This is a genomic window from Streptococcus caledonicus (assembly GCF_042656225.1).
Classification (GTDB): Bacteria; Bacillota; Bacilli; order Lactobacillales; family Streptococcaceae; genus Streptococcus; species Streptococcus caledonicus.
The window spans coordinates 538,768-555,069 of sequence record NZ_JBHSOJ010000016.1; the positions used below are offsets into that span (position 1 = coordinate 538,768).

A 16,302-nucleotide genomic window follows, 5' to 3' on the forward strand; every position below is an offset into this window, starting at 1 on the left:
ACATAGATTGTACCAATCGGTACAGTTTGAGTGTTGAAATTGTTGTATATTCTGAAAAATGTGCTACAATATACCTATTAAACTTAAAGGAGAATCATTTTGACTAAACAATACAAAAACCTTGTCAACGGTGAATGGAAACTTTCTGACAATGAAATTAAAATTTACGAACCAGCGACTGGTAAAGAGCTAGGTTCTGTTCCAGCAATGAGTCAAGAGGATGTTGATTATGTCTATGCAACAGCTAAGGCTGCTCAACCAGCTTGGCGTGCACTCTCATACGTTGAACGTGCGGCCTATCTTCACAAAGCAGCTGATATTCTTGTCCGCGATGCTGAAAAAATCGGTGCTATTCTATCTCAAGAAGTTGCTAAAGGTTACAAAGCAGCAGTTTCTGAAGTTGTTCGTACAGCTGACATTATCCGCTATGCAGCTGAAGAAGGCGTGCGTATGGAAGGTGAAGTTCTTGAAGGCGGTAGCTTTGATGCTGCAAGCAAGAAAAAAATTGCTATTGTTCGTCGCGAACCTTTGGGACTTGTTCTAGCAATTTCACCATTTAATTACCCTGTGAATCTTGCTGGTTCTAAAATTGCTCCAGCTTTGATTTCAGGTAATGTGGTTGCCCTTAAACCCCCAACACAAGGTTCTATTTCAGGAATCCTTTTGGCAGAAGCTTTTGCAGAAGCTGGACTTCCAGCAGGTGTGTTTAGCACAATTACAGGTCGTGGTTCTGTTATCGGTGACTACATTGTTGAGCATGAAGCTGTAAACTTTATCAATTTCACTGGTTCAACTCCAATTGGTGAACGTATCGGTAAATTGGCTGGTATGCGCCCAATCATGCTTGAACTTGGTGGTAAGGACTCAGCTATCGTATTGAAAGATGCTGATCTTGAACTAGCTGCTAAAAATATTGTAGATGGTGCCTTTGGTTACTCTGGTCAACGTTGTACAGCGGTGAAACGTGTTCTTGTTCAAGAAGAAGTAGCTGATGAGCTTGTTGAAATTATCCGTGAAAAAGTGCTTAAATTGACTATCGGTAATCCTGAAGATAATGCTGATATCACACCACTTATTGATACAGGTGCTGCTGATTTCGTTGAAGGTCTTGTCAATGATGCTGTTGAAAAAGGAGCTGACGCTAAGACTGAAATTATTCGTGAAGGAAACCTTATCTGTCCAATTCTTTTCGATAGAGTAACATCTGACATGCGTCTTGCTTGGGAAGAACCATTTGGTCCAGTCCTTCCAGTTATTCGTGTTAAATCTGTTGAAGAAGCTATTGAATTGTCTAATAAGTCTGAATATGGACTTCAGGCTTCAGTCTTCACAAATGATTTCCCGCTTGCTTTTTCAATTGCTGAGAAATTAGAAGTTGGTACAGTTCACATCAACAACAAAACTCAACGTGGTACAGATAACTTCCCATTCTTAGGCGCTAAAAAATCTGGTGCTGGTACACAAGGTATCAAATACTCAATTGAAGCAATGACTACTGTGAAATCTATTGTCTTTGATATTAAATAATATTTTTAATCTCCTAACAATTGTTGGGGGATTTTTTTGGAAATATTGAGTCAAATCCCAAAAATTACTTTTTGAGTTATTTTCTTAAAAAATAGGGACATTCAAAAAGGTCTACCAGACTTATGGCTGCCGAATTCGGCAGACCTATTTCCCATCTTCAAAGATCTTCTAGTCCTTTGAAGACTCCAAAACCACATTTAGGATAATTGTTAGATAATATAACCCGTTGTGCTAGTTAATACTGGTAAAATTAAAAAACTTTGCATATCATAAACTCAAAACAATCACGAAATGAGGAAATGATATGCAAAGCCAAAATTATTATCTCGCAAATCTCACTCAAACACAAGCCATTTTTTCAAAAATCTTGACCAAAGTTATCACTTTATATCATCGCTTTGTCCCTAATGACATCAGAAATCGACGAATGTTCACTTACAAAAGCAATCCGATGTGATTCTTAACGCCAGCTATCTCTGGGCTTTTCAAGAAGGTTGTCGTACCGCAAGTGCTATTTATCGCGCCATTCGTCGTAATCTTTTTCCAGATAATTTTCCAGAACGCTCACGTTTTTGTCGTATCTGCCAAAATCTTGCTCAAAGCATTCAGCGCATGTGCTACTTTATGGTCTCTGACAGTTGTCAAAACTGTTCTTTCGGTTTAATTGACAACTTTCCTTGTACTTTATGTCAACCTATTCGTCACTTACGAGCAACTCTCTTATCAGATGTCGCAAACATTGCCTACAACGCGACTAAGAAACAATATTATTACGGGTTGAAATTTTCTGTTCTTGTCAGTGATACTGGATTTCCCATTGATTATGTTGTAACACCAGCATCTGTTTATGATGGAGATGTTGCTTTAGAACTTCTTGAAAACAGTCTTTTTTACTCATTTATGGTGATAAAGGTTATGTGGATCAGATAACAAAAGAAGTTCTAGAACGTCATGGTATTAAGTTAATTTCTCAACTACGAAAAAATATAGCGAACTATTCATGGTTTGAAAATCATAGGATAAGCCGTTTAAGAAAACCCATAAAAACCGTATTTTCAAGTTTAGAGCAGTTTGGAATTGGAGATTTACGATGCAGAAATTTACAATCACTCAAATTTAAAACAGAGGCCATATTACTTATCTATTCTCTTTTACTTGAGGAGAGTCACTGTGAATTTGGTGTGAGTCTAAATATTCTCTTGACTATACCTGATTCACTAGCACAACGGGTAAAAATTACTAAATAAAATCCAAAGCCTATTATTTCAATCATTTGAGTTTGGAAGTAAGACGTGTTAATAACAGTCTATGGTTTTAAAATTTAATTATCCTATTAAGTTATAAAGTGAACATTTAAACCACATTAGTTCAGATTTTTCGTTGACGAATAGTCTTGATTTTAGTATCATGAGTATAATACAGTTCAAGGAGGAAGGCATTGAAAGACTGGGTTAAAATCCTACGAGTTGTAAATGTATTACTAGTTTTAGTTATTGTAATTATAGGTTATCAGGTGTATCAGCAAAAGGTAAAAGAGTGGGAAAAAGAGCGGATTGCAACAGTCATTTCACAGGAAGAAAAAGCCATGACAGCAAATCAAAAAGTTTCTATTCAAGCTGGGATGATTGACCAAACCTATGTATTAGCAGCATATCCTATTGGTAAAGATAAAGAACCACTACCTGCTGTTACTCAAGAAATGCAAGCTCTCATTGCTGAGTACTATGGCAGTTCCTCTGAGAAATCTTCTAAAATTAAGCAACTCGCTTTTGTGGATAGTAAAGTTAGTCCTTCAGAACTTGCAACTGTAGCACAGTATAAACTTCAAAGTCGTGAGTATGCTAATAATCCTAAAGAAGTAACCTTAAAAAAAACGATAGAAGGTAAGGAACTTTATGTTAAAGAGGATGGTCAACTTTTTCTAATAACTGACCTTGTTTCTGACACAGCATTTTTCATTAACAAATGGGTTGGTTTTATGGAAAAGCAACTCTCTGATGAAGGTAAACTAGATGAGACGGCGAAAACTCAATTGGGAGAACTTAAAAATATTGATTTGAAAACACTCTCTTTTGTTCCAAAATCAGATGCTTTAGATATTCATTTGCCACAAAAAATATCTGGTACCGAAGTCTGCTATCTTCCTCTAAAAGAATTATACGATCACCTTGATTCTAAATATCTTCAAGGTGATGCTTTAAACGCTTATCGTACATATCAAGAGGAAAAAGCACGTTTAGAAAAAGAAAGAGCGCTTGCTATGGCACAAGGTCATCCACAAGTGGTTCTCCCCGGTAAAGTCGTTGCCTTAACTTTTGACGATGGGCCAAATCCATCTAGCACAACTCGTATTTTAGATACCTTAAAGCAGTATAATGCTAAAGCTACATTTTTTGTTCTTGGAAACTCTGTAGTTGGTAACGAGGCAATTTTAAAGAGAGAGGTTGCTGAAGGTCATGAAGTAGGTAACCACACTTGGAGCCATCCTTCGTTACCATCCTTATCAGTTAATGACATCAAATGGCAGATGGAGGAAACTACGAAAGTGATTACAGCGGCAATTGGAAAACCGGTCAAATTCATGAGACCACCTTATGGAGCTACAAATGCAACAGTCCAAGCAACGGTCGGCTATCCGCAAATTTTATGGGATGTTGACACCTTGGATTGGAAAAATCGCAACACACAAGCCATTTTAGCTAATATCCAAAGTCAAGTTCGGCCTGGTGCTGTTATCCTCATGCATGATATCCACGGAACAACAGCAGATGCTCTGCCAACTATTTTAGATTATCTGGTGAATCAAGGTTACCAATTTGTAACTCTGAGTGAATTATATGGTGTATAGTAATAGGCTACGAAAGTAGTCTTTTTATTTTTGTAAACGTATTCCAAAGTGATATAATCATCTTGAAAGGATGTGATGTTATGTTTAAACGCTGGAAATTTATTGTTTCTCTGATGTTGCTAGTTGTGCTAGGAGTTGGTGTCTTTTACTGGAGTAGTATTGAAAAAGAGCAGCGCTTGAAAACTTACTTAGAAGTGGCCATTGTAGATTTTGACAAGGAACTGATCATAGAAGGTTCAGGCAATCTCTTTTTCGCAATGCCTAAGGTAATCACTTCAAAACTTGGCAAAGCCATTACCGAAGTTGTCGAAAATGAAAGAAATAGTCAAATTGGCTACAATTATTTATCCAGAAAAACTGGCTAATCCTTTGATTGGTGACAAGGCTTACCGTGTCGCTATTCAACGTGATCAACCAGGTATCTTGTCAGATTAATATGTGACAAAAGGAGTCAATCATTATCTCTACTTAACTGAAAAAGGACAAAAACTCACGCTTGAAGATATCGTAACTGATAAACAAGGCTTTCGAGAGATTGCCAGAGAGGTGTGGAAAGTTTTTAAAGGGAAAGAAATCATTTTTGAAGCTCTTGAAACAGATGACTGGAGTAATATTACGTTTTATATTGAAGATGATGCTGTTTTCTTGGGACAGAAAGATGAGCCTAATGCAGTTATTGGATGTTGGGAAATTGTAAAGGTTATTGATACTGATTTATTCTCAGCTGAAAAAGTTGCTGAATATCAAGAATTTTATGATTCTTTTTATAATGGAAAGGGTGTAACAATTCACTCCGGTAATGAAGTCGAATGATGTTAGACAGAATAATTTTCAAGAAAATCAAATTTTTTACCAAAAAATGGTAGCGCTTTCTCAAAAAAAGTAGTATACTGGCATTAAAGAAAACGATTACAATTTCAGGAGGAAACCTTATGGTTACACGTCAGCATTTTGCAGAAGAAGTTATGCGTAAGGACACACCTTACTTTTCAGCTTTGAAAACAACAGTTGAGACTGCTTTTTATGAAAATCATGTGAAGCCAATCAAAACGTTAGTTGAGGCTTACCAGTTAGCTTTGAAAGCACCAAATACTATTGTGCTTGATATGCCGGTTGCTCATACTAAAGAACTTGGTCTTCCAGATGATGCGAAAGTGTTATTGGCAAATGGCGGAGCAATTGTTGGTCGTACTGCAAAAGCACGTCGCATCTATGGGAATAACCCACAGGAAGATGCGAAATTGTTGCCAATTGTCCGTGATGCTATTTTTGAAAGTCGTCATAGACAGTATTATAAAGCGGATGCTATTGTAGGTCTTGATGAGGCGTTCATGCTTCGTGCCCACCTCATGGTGCCAGAAGATGATATCAACAACCTTTATTCATGGTTGATGAACTTCCAGATCATGAATGCAGACTACTTGGCACGTTTGAAGAACTCTCCACGCTATGAAGAAACAGATATTTATATCTTCTCAGATCCAGAGTGGTCACACCCAGATTATCCTGATGGGCTAGCTTACTTTGATACTAACCATAACTGTGCCGTTATTCTTGGGATGCACTATTTCGGTGAATTGAAAAAATCGACTTTGACCCTTGCTTGGGGAACAGCGGCCCGTAATAATTATGTTTCTTGTCACGGCGGTCTTAAAATCTTCAAGAAAAAAGGACAAGATCCTTACGTTGCTTCATTCTTTGGTCTATCAGGTTCTGGTAAATCTACCCTCACTCATGCGAAACATGATGGCAAGTACGAGATTAATGTTCTTCACGATGATGCCTTCATCATTTCTCAAAAAGATGGCTCATCAATTGCTTTAGAACCATCTTACTTTGATAAGACTAGTGACTATCCCGCTGGACATAAAGAACAAGATTACTTTGTGACGGTTCAAAACTGTGGTGTAGCTCTTGATAAAGAAGGTAAGCTCCGCCTTGTAACAGAAGATGTGCGAAATGGAAATGGTCGTACAGTGAAATCACGTTATTCGACACCAAACCGTGTTGACCGTATTGATGATCCAATTCAATCAATCTTCTGGATTATGAAAGATGATTCGCTACCACCATTGGTTCGTTTATCTGATCCTGTTATGGCAGCAACCATGGGTTGTACCTTGACCACCATGCGTTCGAGTGCTGAAAATACTTCTGACAGCCTCAACAGTCTCATCATTGAGCCTTACGCTAACCCATTCCGTGTGTATCCATTGGTTGAAGATTATAAGAAATTCCAATCACTTTTTGAATCTGGTGTACAATGCTATGTGATTAACACTGGCTCTTATATGGGTAAGAAAATTCCAAAAGAAGTGACTCTTGGTATTATTGAGAGCGTTGTTGATGGTACGGGTGAATTCAAAGATTTCGGCGATGTTCGTGGCTTTGATTACCTAGACGTTGAAGGTTTTGAAGTTCCTGATTTTGATGATGCTTATCGTCAACTTCTCCGTGACCGTATGCAAATTCGTCTCAATTATCTTCTTAACTTTAACCATGATAACCAAGAAAATCCACTTCCAGCGGAAGCTATTCTCCACATGGAAGCAGTTTTCAACGATTTGAACTAGATACTAGAACGAGAGGGGCGACCTCTCGTTTTGATTTGATATGAGAAAACCCTTGCAAAAACATGATAAATGCACTATGATTGAGTATGTAGAAAGTGAGGACATGATGTCGTTTAAAGATTACAAATACGTTCGTCCAGATTATGAGGCGTTGAAAGTTCAATTAACAGATTTAACACAGCAATTAGCAGATGCTCAAACTGGAGAAGAAGCCGTTAGAGTTGCCAAAGAAATTACAGCCATCAATTTTTCGATTGACACTCAGGCAACACTTTGGAGCATTCGCCATTCCATTGACATGACTGATGCCTTTTATAATGAGGAAACAGCTTTTTGGAATGAGTATTCGCCACTTTTTGAAGAGCTGACCACCAATTACTACCGTGTCTTGTTAGAAAGTCCCTTCCGTGAGGATCTATCACGTTTCTTACCAGAAACCTTCTTCCTGTTAGCGGAAAACAAGCTGACAACCTTCTCTTCTGAAGCGATTCCATTGTTCCAAAAGGAAAATGAATTGGTTGACCGATACAATAATTTGATGGCCACGGCACAAATGGAATTCCGTGGGGAAACTTATAACCTCTCTCAAATGGGACCATTTGGACAAACGCTAGATCGAGAAACTCGTAAAGAGGCTAATGATACGGTTACTGCCTTCTTTGAAGCTAACGAGGAAGCTTTCGATACCGTGTATGATGAATTGGTCAAAGTGCGTCATGAGATTGCGAAGACTCTAGGCTTTAAAGATTATGTGGAGTATGGCTATAAGAGTATGAACCGTTTTGACTATAATCGTGAGATGGTCAATACTTACCGCCAAGAAATCTTGAAACATGTGGTTCCAATTGTGGATGAGCTTCGTGCACGTCAAGCGAAACGTATCGGTGTTGAAGAACTGAAACACTATGATTTAGGTCTAGAGTACCTTGATGGTAATGCAACGCCTCAAGGCAAACCAGAGTTTCTTGTGGAGCAAGCTCAAAAAATGTACCGTGAACTCTCACCAGAAACGGGAGAATTCTTTGATTTCATGGTTGAAAATGAGTTGTTAGACTTGGTGGCTAAAGAGGGGAAAGATACAGGTGGCTACTGTACTTACTTGCCAGACTATAAAGCACCATTTATCTTCTCTAACTTTAATGGCACTCGTGGGGATGTTGATGTCTTGACCCATGAAGCAGGACATGCTTTCCAAGTTTACAATTCACGTTGGGTAGAAACACCAGAGGCAATTTGGCCAACGTATGAAACTTGTGAAATTCACTCAATGTCTATGGAGTTCATGACATGGCCTTGGATGGATTTGTTCTTCAAGGAACAAACAGAGAAGTACAAGTTTAGTCACTTATCAGGTGCTCTTCTCTTCTTGCCTTATGGTGTTCTCGTTGACCATTTCCAACATGAAGTTTATGAAAACCCTAAGATGACACCAGCAGAGCGTAAAGCCACTTGGCGTCGTTTGGAAAAAATGTACCTCCCTTCAAAAGATTACTCAGAATCAGAGGCGTTAGACCGTGGTATTTTTTGGTACCGTCAGGGACACATTTTTGCGTCACCATTCTATTATATTGACTACACTTTAGCTCAAGTCTGTGCCCTTCAATTTTGGAAACGCACGCAGATTGATTATGATGAAACAGCCTGGGAAGATTACATGCGTATCTGTAAAATTGGAGGAACGCAATCCTTCCTACAAGTGGTTGAATCAGCAAGAATCAAATCACCGTTCCAAGAAGGTGCGCTTGAAGAAACACTTAATGCAACGAAAGCTTGGTTGGACGCTGTTGATGATAGCCAATTTTAAGAATGAAACCACTCAGTCGAGTGGTTTTTCCTTGCCTAAAGGTGTCTGAAGCAATAGTTTTTTGTCGCCTTAATGGCAGTTTTGGGGTAAAATAGTAGTATGATAAAACAAAGTAAAATTGGAGTCGGTAAGGCTCACAGTAAAATTATTTTGATGGGTGAACATGCAGTTGTCTATGGCTACCCAGCAATTGCCTTACCCTTGAAAAATATTGAAGTGACCTGTCGGATTAAAACAGCCGACAAACGTCTTTTATTTGATGCCACAGACCCGCTTGTGACAGCTATTTTTGCTGCCCTTCGGTATCTTGGGATTAAGGATGAGCCAATCACCTATGAGATTGAGTCAATGGTGCCAGAGCGTCGTGGCATGGGGTCTTCAGCAGCTGTTGCCATTGCAGCAATTCGTGCGGTTTTTGATTATTTTGATCAACCTCTGAGCATGAGCGTCTTGGAGATGTTAGCTAATCAAGCGGAAATTATTGCACATACCAATCCGAGTGGGCTAGATGCCAAGACTTGTCTGAGCAATCATGCGATTAAATTTATAAGAAATGTTGGTTTTTCACAAATTAAAATCGATTTAGGAGCGTACTTAATTATTGCTGATACCGGCATTCATGGACATACGCGGGAGGCTGTTCAAGCTGTAGAAGCCTTAGAAGAAAAAGCACTTATTTATTTGCATCGGTTAGGCGATTTAGTGGAAAAGGCAGAAGCAGCTATCTTATCTAAGGACCTAATGAAATTGGGCTCTGTTATGTCAGAAGCACATGTTAACCTTAAAGAACTCTCGGTATCAAGTCCAGAGGCAGATCACTTAGTCAGCTTCGCTATTGACAACGGCGCCCTAGGTGCTAAGATGTCTGGTGGTGGTCTAGGTGGTTGTATCATCGCTTTGGCAGAGACGAAAGAACGGGCTAAAAGTTTGGTACAAAAATTAGAAGAAGAAGGAGCTATAAACACATGGATAGAAAGCCTGTAAGCGTCAAATCTTACGCAAATATTGCCATCATAAAATATTGGGGAAAAGCTGACGCCGAGAAGATGGTTCCTTCAACGTCTAGTATTTCATTGACTTTAGAAAATATGTATACGGAGACCAAGTTAAGTTTTTTGGAAAATGTTGACGCAGACGTCATGTATATTGACAATGTTATGCAAGGGGAAAAAGAATTAACTAAAGTCTCAAAAGTTCTAGACCTCTTTCGTAAAGATAAGTCTCAATATATCAAAATCGAAACTTGGAACAATATGCCTACAGCAGCAGGTCTATCTTCAAGTTCCTCAGGTTTGTCAGCGCTGGTCAAAGCAGCAAATGACCTATTTGAATCTGGGAAAACACAAGCTGAGCTGGCACAGATTGCAAAATTCGCCTCAGGGTCTTCATCGCGTTCATTCTTTGGACCACTTGCTGCTTGGGACAAGGATTCTGGTGATGTTTATCGTGTTAAAACTGACCTTAAATTAGCCATGATCATGCTCGTTCTTAATGACCAACGCAAATCCATTTCTAGCCGAGAAGGGATGAAGTTGTGTACAGAGACCTCAACAAGTTTCCCAGACTGGATTAAGCAATCCGAGCAAGATTACAAGGATATGCTGACCTATCTGGCTGAGAATGATTTTGAAAAAGTGGGGCAATTAACGGAAGCCAATGCCCTTCGTATGCACGAAACGACACAAACTGCTAGCCCTGCCTTTTCCTACTTAACAGAAAAAACTTATCAAGCAATGGGGAGGGTCAAGGAGCTTCGCCAAGAAGGGGAGCGCTGCTATTTCACAATGGATGCTGGTCCAAATGTCAAGGTATTATGCTTAGAAGAAGATTTAGAGCGATTGGCGGAGCATTTTTCTAAAGACTATCAAATCATTGTCTCTCGGACGAAGGAGTTATGATGACTACAGTTCAAACTGGCGGAAAACTTTATATTGCTGGTGAATACAGCGTTTTGACACCAGGACAGACAGCTATCATCAAGAATATTCCCATCTATATGACAGCAACAGTTACTGATGCTGAGCAGATTTCAATTATGTCAGACATGTTTGACTATCAAGTGAATATGTCTCCAGATAACAATTACGCCCTCATCCAAGAGAGTGTGAGAACGCTTGAAACGTTCCATGGTCAGCCATTGTCTTCTTTTTCGTTGGTAATTACAGGTAAACTGGAAAAAGATAGTCTCAAGTTTGGAATTGGTTCGAGTGGTTCAGTGACGGTATTAACCATCAAAGCTCTGGCTCAGCATTTTGATATCCCCTTAACGGTAGATGAACTATTCAAACTGTCAGCCTATACCTTGCTTAAGCGTGGTGATAATGGTTCTATGGGAGATATTGCCTGTATAGCCTACGATGATTTGGTAGCTTATACATCCTTTAACCGTGAAAAAATAGCAGATCAGATTTCAGTCAAATCTCTCTTTGAGCTGATGGCAATGGATTGGGGTTACACAATCGAGAGGCTGACGCCACGCATCCATGCTGATTTTTTAGTCGGTTGGACCAGGCAACCAGCAATTTCAAAAGATATGATTAACCAAGTTAAATCAGTCATTACATTGGATTATCTGAATCAGACACAGGTTGCTGTTCTGAAAACCAAAGAAGCTTTGCAGACAGGTAATCACAATCTTCTTAAAATGAGTTTACAAACCGTTTCAGACCTGTTATTGTCACTAAGCTCTGCCATTTACATTGACAAATTAAAAGCGCTAAAAGAATCTGAAAATGGATTAGATGCCATCACCAAATCTTCTGGCTCTGGCGGGGGTGATTGTGGTATTGCTTACAGTTTTTCAAAAAAAGATAGCGAGCTTCTGATTGAACGATGGGCATCTGTCGGTATTGAGCTTTTACATCAAGAAAGGAACCTATGAAAGAGTTAGTGTTAATCGTACCAAGTGTAGACTGGCTAGAAGAAGTGTCAGCTTATAAGTCGGAATTTTTTCAAGCAAATGAACACTTGCATGGTGGAGCTAGATTAGGAGAAATGGCTGACTTAACCGAATGGTTAGATCATGTCAGGGCTATTGCAAAAGGGGAAGGATTAGAAGAAAGGCGTGTCCCTTCGTCAACTTTTCTTTGTATTCGTCAAGCAGATAACAAAATGGTCGGTATCTGCAATATCAGACACAATCTTAGTCAGCCTTTCTTGGTCAATTTTGCTGGACACATTGGCTATTCTATTCGTCCTTGCGAGCGAAGAAAAGGCTATGCTAAGGAACAGTTGAGACTAGCTTTAAAAAAAGCTGCTAAGTTAGGAATCAAGCGAGCGCTTGTCACTTGTGATGTCAACAATGTAGCCTCAGAAAAAACGATTCTTGCTAATGGTGGAAACTATGACAATACTTACGTCGATCCATCAGTTGGCTCAGAGACAAAACGCTACTGGATAGAGGTGACCAATGACCAATCGTAAAGATGACCATATTAAATATGCCCTAAAGTATCAAGCACCTTATAATAGCTTTGATGACATTGAGCTGATTCATTGCTCACTTCCTAGCTACAATTTAGCTGAGATTGACTTGACGACACATTTTGCTGGTCGTGATTGGAACTTTCCTTTTTATATCAATGCCATGACAGGTGGTTCGGCAAAAGCTGGGCAGGTCAATCGCAAACTGGCTCAGGTGGCAGCAGCGACAGGGATTCTCATGGTAACTGGCTCTTACTCAGCTGCGCTAAAAAATGTGCATCCAGATTCCTTTGATTTTCGTGAGGAATTTCCAAATTTACTCCTTGCGACAAATATTGGAATTGATAAGCCTGTTGAACTTGGGCGAAAAGCCATTGAGCAGATGGAACCACTCTTTCTGCAAGTTCATGTCAATCTCATGCAGGAATTACTCATGCCAGAAGGGGAGCGAGAGTTTCGCTCTTGGAAAAAAAACTTAGAAAGCTATGCTACTGAGTTAAATGCACCTATTATTCTCAAAGAAGTCGGATTTGGGATGGATGAAAAAACTGTTCGCTTTGCCATATCTAAAGGGATTAAAACGTTTGATATCTCAGGGCGTGGCGGGACAAGTTTTGCCTATATTGAAAATCAGCGTGGGGGAAATCGAGATTATCTTAATGAGTGGGGACAGACGACAGGTCGGGCTTTGCTAAATTTGAAAGCCTTAACAGATGAGGTCGAAATTTTGGCTTCAGGTGGTGTTAGACATCCATTGGACATGATTAAGTGCTTTGTCTTAGGGGCTAAAACGGTTGGACTATCACGAATCGTTTTAGAATTAGTTGAGACGCATTCAGTGGAAGAAGTGATTGCTATCATTAACGGATGGAAAGACGATTTACGTCTCATTATGTGTTCCTTAGATTGTCGGACAATCAAGGATTTGAAGCAAGTTGATTACATTCTCTATGGAAAATTAGCAGCAGCAGTAAAAAAAGTTTGACACATATATAACCCTGTGTTAAAATAATTGAGAACGTAAATCAATCGTTACATTATCTTGAGGAGGTGAAATCTATGTCAAAAACAGTCGTTCGTAAAAATGAATCTTTAGACGATGCACTTCGTCGTTTCAAACGTGCGGTTACTAAAGCTGGTACTCTTCAAGAGGCTCGTAAACGTGAGCACTATGAAAAACCATCTGTAAAACGTAAACGTAAATCCGAAGCAGCGCGTAAACGCAAAAAATTCTAATTGAATTTTAGAAGACTAGCCTAGTGCTAGTCTTTTTGTTATACTAAAACTATGAAATATATGACTTATGAAGAGACCTTGGACTGGATTCACGGTCAATTAAAATTTGGAATCAAACCCGGCGTGAAACGTATGGAATGGATGCTCAATGAACTTGGCAATCCTCAGAAAAAACTTAAAGGTATTCATGTTGTAGGTACAAATGGCAAAGGTTCTACAACAAATTATCTCCAAAATATTTTTACCACCGCCGGCTATGAAGTTGGTACTTTTACTTCCCCTTACATCATGGACTTTAGAGAACGTATTTCTGTAAATGGAGAAATGATTTCTAAGGAAGATTTGGTCAAATTGGCTGAGATTATAAAACCTGTTGTCGATCGTCTTCCTCTTGAAACAGATTTAAAATCTGCAACTGAGTTTGAAATCATTACAACGATGATGTTTGTCTATTTTGGACAAATGCACCCTGTTGACATTGCGGTTATTGAAGCTGGTCTAGGTGGGCTCCACGATTCGACCAATGTGTTTACACCACTTGCAGTTGTTTGCCCCTCGATTGGTCTTGACCACCAAAACATTCTTGGCAATACGTATCGAGAAATTGCTACTCAAAAAGTTGGAGTTCTCAAAAAAGGGGTTCCTTTTATATTTGCTGAGGATAAGGCAGAAGTGATGGAGGTTTTTAAAGAAACTTCTGAGAAACTATCATGTCCAACTTACCAATTAAATAAAGATTTTTTTGCTTTTGGGAAAAGCTCTGCTTTTGACTTTTCTTACGAAGACCTACAATTGTCAGCAGTTCAACTTGCAATGCCTGGACAACACCAAGTGGCTAACGCTAGTCTAGCTATGATGACGAGTTTCTTGTTAGCGCCAGCTTTTTCAAAAATCAATCTAGAGGTCATAAGGAAAGCTCTAGCTCAAGCACGTTGGTTGGGACGAACCGAATTGATGCGTGATAATCTCATGATTGACGGAGCACACAATGATGAGAGTGTTGCAGTTTTAGTTGATTTATTAAAAACTGATTATGCGGATAAAAGGGTTCATATTCTTTTCTCGGCCATTGATACCAAGCCGATTGACAGTATGTTAAAACAATTATCAGAATTCGAAAGCTTAACGGTAACAAGTTTCGACTACCCAAACGCTGTTGCGCTTGAAAATTACCCTAAGTGTTATCCGAAATTACCCCATTTCACTGATTGGCTAGACAAAGTAAACGAAAGAACTGAAGAACTCTTTGTTGTCACAGGTTCCTTATATTTTATTAGCCAAGTCAGAACGTATCTACTGAATACTGACTAAATGATAAAACTAATACTGAACTAAATTCAAAAATTACTTTTTGTTTTCTTTTTTAAAAGTTCGGCGCTTATGACTAAAGAAACGTTTTATTTTCGCTATATTTGTCAGTCCTTTAATATTTGAGATTCTAAAATTCTAATTTTGCTTTTTGTTTAGTATAGAGGTTGGGACAAAATATCTCAACCTTCTCTTTTTGATAGTAATAACAGATCGACGCAGTGGTTGATTGTAAGTCTGTAACTGGGTACTTCTTTATTTTCCAATGTCCACCTAAAATAATCCACTGGATTGTTCTCTCTCATTCGTTTTCAAGCTCGAACTTCAAATAGTCCAATGGACTATTTGACGACCACGCATCGTTATCGGCCATCCTATACAAATGTGATGAACGTCGTTCATCTTATTTCCAACCTCCAAAGGTCTCCTAGACCTTAACGATTGAGACGAACTTCGTTCGCCTTATTCCCACCTCAAAAGGTTCCCAAACCTTTTGAGCTATGCGGATGTGGGAGTGGAACTGTCCACTGGACAGTTTCAGCCTGAGCTTATAAAACAGAGAGCGAGGGAAATCGAAATCGTCATTTTTTGACGATTTAACGTTTTTTGTCCTGCTCTCTTTTATCGTTAGAAAAAGAAAGATGACAAATGTCACAATGTGCTAGCTGCTGGATGGATTACTTTGAAAGTTATAGAAAACCTTTTCATAAAATGGTATACTATAGTCAATTAAGGATATTGGTAATTGTAAATGTAAGTGATTTTTAGGAGAAACACAATGACAATTATTTTTAGTGATATTGACGGTACATTAATCAATAAAGATCTAGTCGTAACACCTAGAACACGAAAAGCGCTGATATTGGCAGTAAAAAGTGGACATATGTTTGTACCAGTTTCAGCACGTATGCCAGAGGCCATTAAGCCACTCATATCAGATTTTTTACCAGATACACCAATTATTTCTTATAATGGTGCCTTAGTCCAAGATGCTAGTGGGAAAGTGATTGATTCGAAAGTAATGACACCGTCAGAAGCAGTTGCTATTTGTCGTTTCTTAGAAAAGCAAGTTCCAGATGTAGCTTGGAATGTTTATAGTGGAAGTTATTGGTTTTCTCAAAATCGTAGTAATTTTTGGATTGCTCGTGAAGAAGATGTTGTTTCTTTAAATTCTACTGAGGTATCTCTAGAAGATATTGAAAATCTAGATGAAGTTCATAAATTACTATTAATGGGAGAACCTGAAGTTATTGTTACTCTTGAAGATAAGTTAAAACAGCTGTTTCCTCAGCTTTCCATTGCGCGCTCTTTACCATACTATATTGAAGTTATGGCTTCAGGTATTGAAAAAGGCAGAGCTGTCACCTTATTTGCTCAGCATTATGGAATTGAGATGGCTGATACGATTGCTTTTGGTGATAATTACAATGATTTAGATATGCTTAAAGCTGTAGGTAAAGGTTTTGTCATGGCTAATGGTCCTAAAGAAGTTCAAGAAATGATTGGACAAGTAACAAGTGACCACAATCATGATGGAATAGCAGAGATTTTAGAAGAGTTGTTATAGAAAGTTGAAAGTGTAG

At 38.8% G+C, this 16,302-nt stretch carries 14 protein-coding genes and 1 pseudogene; all 15 read left to right on the forward strand.

Translation table 11 applies throughout. The features are described from left to right. The first annotated feature begins 99 nt into the window (after positions 1 to 99). Positions 100 to 1,527, forward strand: coding sequence for an NADP-dependent glyceraldehyde-3-phosphate dehydrogenase (locus tag ACFPQ3_RS06525; protein WP_156805264.1), 1,428 nt, complete (start codon positions 100 to 102; stop codon positions 1,525 to 1,527). Positions 1,528 to 1,831: 304 nt separating this feature from the next. Further along, a pseudogene (locus tag ACFPQ3_RS11830) lies at positions 1,832 to 2,774 on the forward strand (IS982 family transposase). Between the two features lie 191 nt (positions 2,775 to 2,965). Continuing rightward, the gene (locus tag ACFPQ3_RS06540; protein ID WP_156805263.1) at positions 2,966 to 4,375 is read left to right on the forward strand and encodes a polysaccharide deacetylase family protein; all 1,410 of its coding nucleotides are present in this window, start codon (positions 2,966 to 2,968) and stop codon (positions 4,373 to 4,375) included. 80 nt (positions 4,376 to 4,455) lie between these two features. After that, positions 4,456 to 4,740: a hypothetical protein gene (locus ACFPQ3_RS06545; RefSeq protein WP_156805262.1), complete on the forward strand. Its 285-nt coding sequence runs from the start codon at positions 4,456 to 4,458 to the stop codon at positions 4,738 to 4,740. 73 nt (positions 4,741 to 4,813) lie between these two features. Then, the gene (locus tag ACFPQ3_RS06550) at positions 4,814 to 5,188 is read left to right on the forward strand and encodes a hypothetical protein (RefSeq protein ID WP_156805261.1); all 375 of its coding nucleotides are present in this window, start codon (positions 4,814 to 4,816) and stop codon (positions 5,186 to 5,188) included. Positions 5,189 to 5,307: 119 nt separating this feature from the next. Beyond that, complete coding sequence (locus tag ACFPQ3_RS06555) at positions 5,308 to 6,948, forward strand: phosphoenolpyruvate carboxykinase (ATP) (RefSeq protein WP_156805260.1); 1,641 nt, start codon at positions 5,308 to 5,310, stop codon at positions 6,946 to 6,948. Between the two features lie 106 nt (positions 6,949 to 7,054). Continuing rightward, positions 7,055 to 8,752 carry a M3 family oligoendopeptidase gene (locus ACFPQ3_RS06560; RefSeq protein WP_156805518.1) on the forward strand — a complete coding sequence of 566 codons (1,698 nt, stop codon included), beginning with the start codon at positions 7,055 to 7,057 and terminating at the stop codon, positions 8,750 to 8,752. 99 nt (positions 8,753 to 8,851) lie between these two features. Beyond that, a complete protein-coding gene (mvk, locus tag ACFPQ3_RS06565; protein WP_332307251.1) occupies positions 8,852 to 9,736 on the forward strand; it encodes a mevalonate kinase in 885 nt (294 codons plus the stop codon). After that, positions 9,718 to 10,650 (forward strand): diphosphomevalonate decarboxylase, encoded by a 933-nt coding sequence (gene mvaD, locus ACFPQ3_RS06570; RefSeq protein ID WP_156805259.1) that lies wholly within the window; start codon positions 9,718 to 9,720, stop codon positions 10,648 to 10,650. Before mvk ends, mvaD begins: the two co-directional genes overlap by 19 nt. Further along, positions 10,650 to 11,633, forward strand: a complete 984-nt coding sequence (locus ACFPQ3_RS06575) for a phosphomevalonate kinase (protein WP_156805258.1) — start codon at positions 10,650 to 10,652, stop codon at positions 11,631 to 11,633. Before mvaD ends, ACFPQ3_RS06575 begins: the two co-directional genes overlap by 1 nt. Beyond that, the gene (locus ACFPQ3_RS06580; RefSeq protein ID WP_156805257.1) at positions 11,630 to 12,175 is read left to right on the forward strand and encodes a GNAT family N-acetyltransferase; all 546 of its coding nucleotides are present in this window, start codon (positions 11,630 to 11,632) and stop codon (positions 12,173 to 12,175) included. The genes ACFPQ3_RS06575 and ACFPQ3_RS06580 overlap by 4 nt, the downstream gene beginning before the upstream one ends. After that, positions 12,162 to 13,160: a type 2 isopentenyl-diphosphate Delta-isomerase gene (fni, locus tag ACFPQ3_RS06585; RefSeq protein WP_156805256.1), complete on the forward strand. Its 999-nt coding sequence runs from the start codon at positions 12,162 to 12,164 to the stop codon at positions 13,158 to 13,160. The genes ACFPQ3_RS06580 and fni overlap by 14 nt, the downstream gene beginning before the upstream one ends. Positions 13,161 to 13,234: 74 nt before the next feature. Further along, on the forward strand, positions 13,235 to 13,411 hold the full coding sequence (rpsU, locus tag ACFPQ3_RS06590; protein WP_027973330.1) for a 30S ribosomal protein S21: 177 nt from the start codon (positions 13,235 to 13,237) through the stop codon (positions 13,409 to 13,411). Positions 13,412 to 13,471: 60 nt separating this feature from the next. Beyond that, positions 13,472 to 14,722 carry a bifunctional folylpolyglutamate synthase/dihydrofolate synthase gene (locus ACFPQ3_RS06595; protein ID WP_156805255.1) on the forward strand — a complete coding sequence of 417 codons (1,251 nt, stop codon included), beginning with the start codon at positions 13,472 to 13,474 and terminating at the stop codon, positions 14,720 to 14,722. 775 nt (positions 14,723 to 15,497) lie between these two features. Further along, complete coding sequence (locus ACFPQ3_RS06600; RefSeq protein ID WP_156805254.1) at positions 15,498 to 16,286, forward strand: Cof-type HAD-IIB family hydrolase; 789 nt, start codon at positions 15,498 to 15,500, stop codon at positions 16,284 to 16,286. Positions 16,287 to 16,302: the final 16 nt, after the last annotated feature.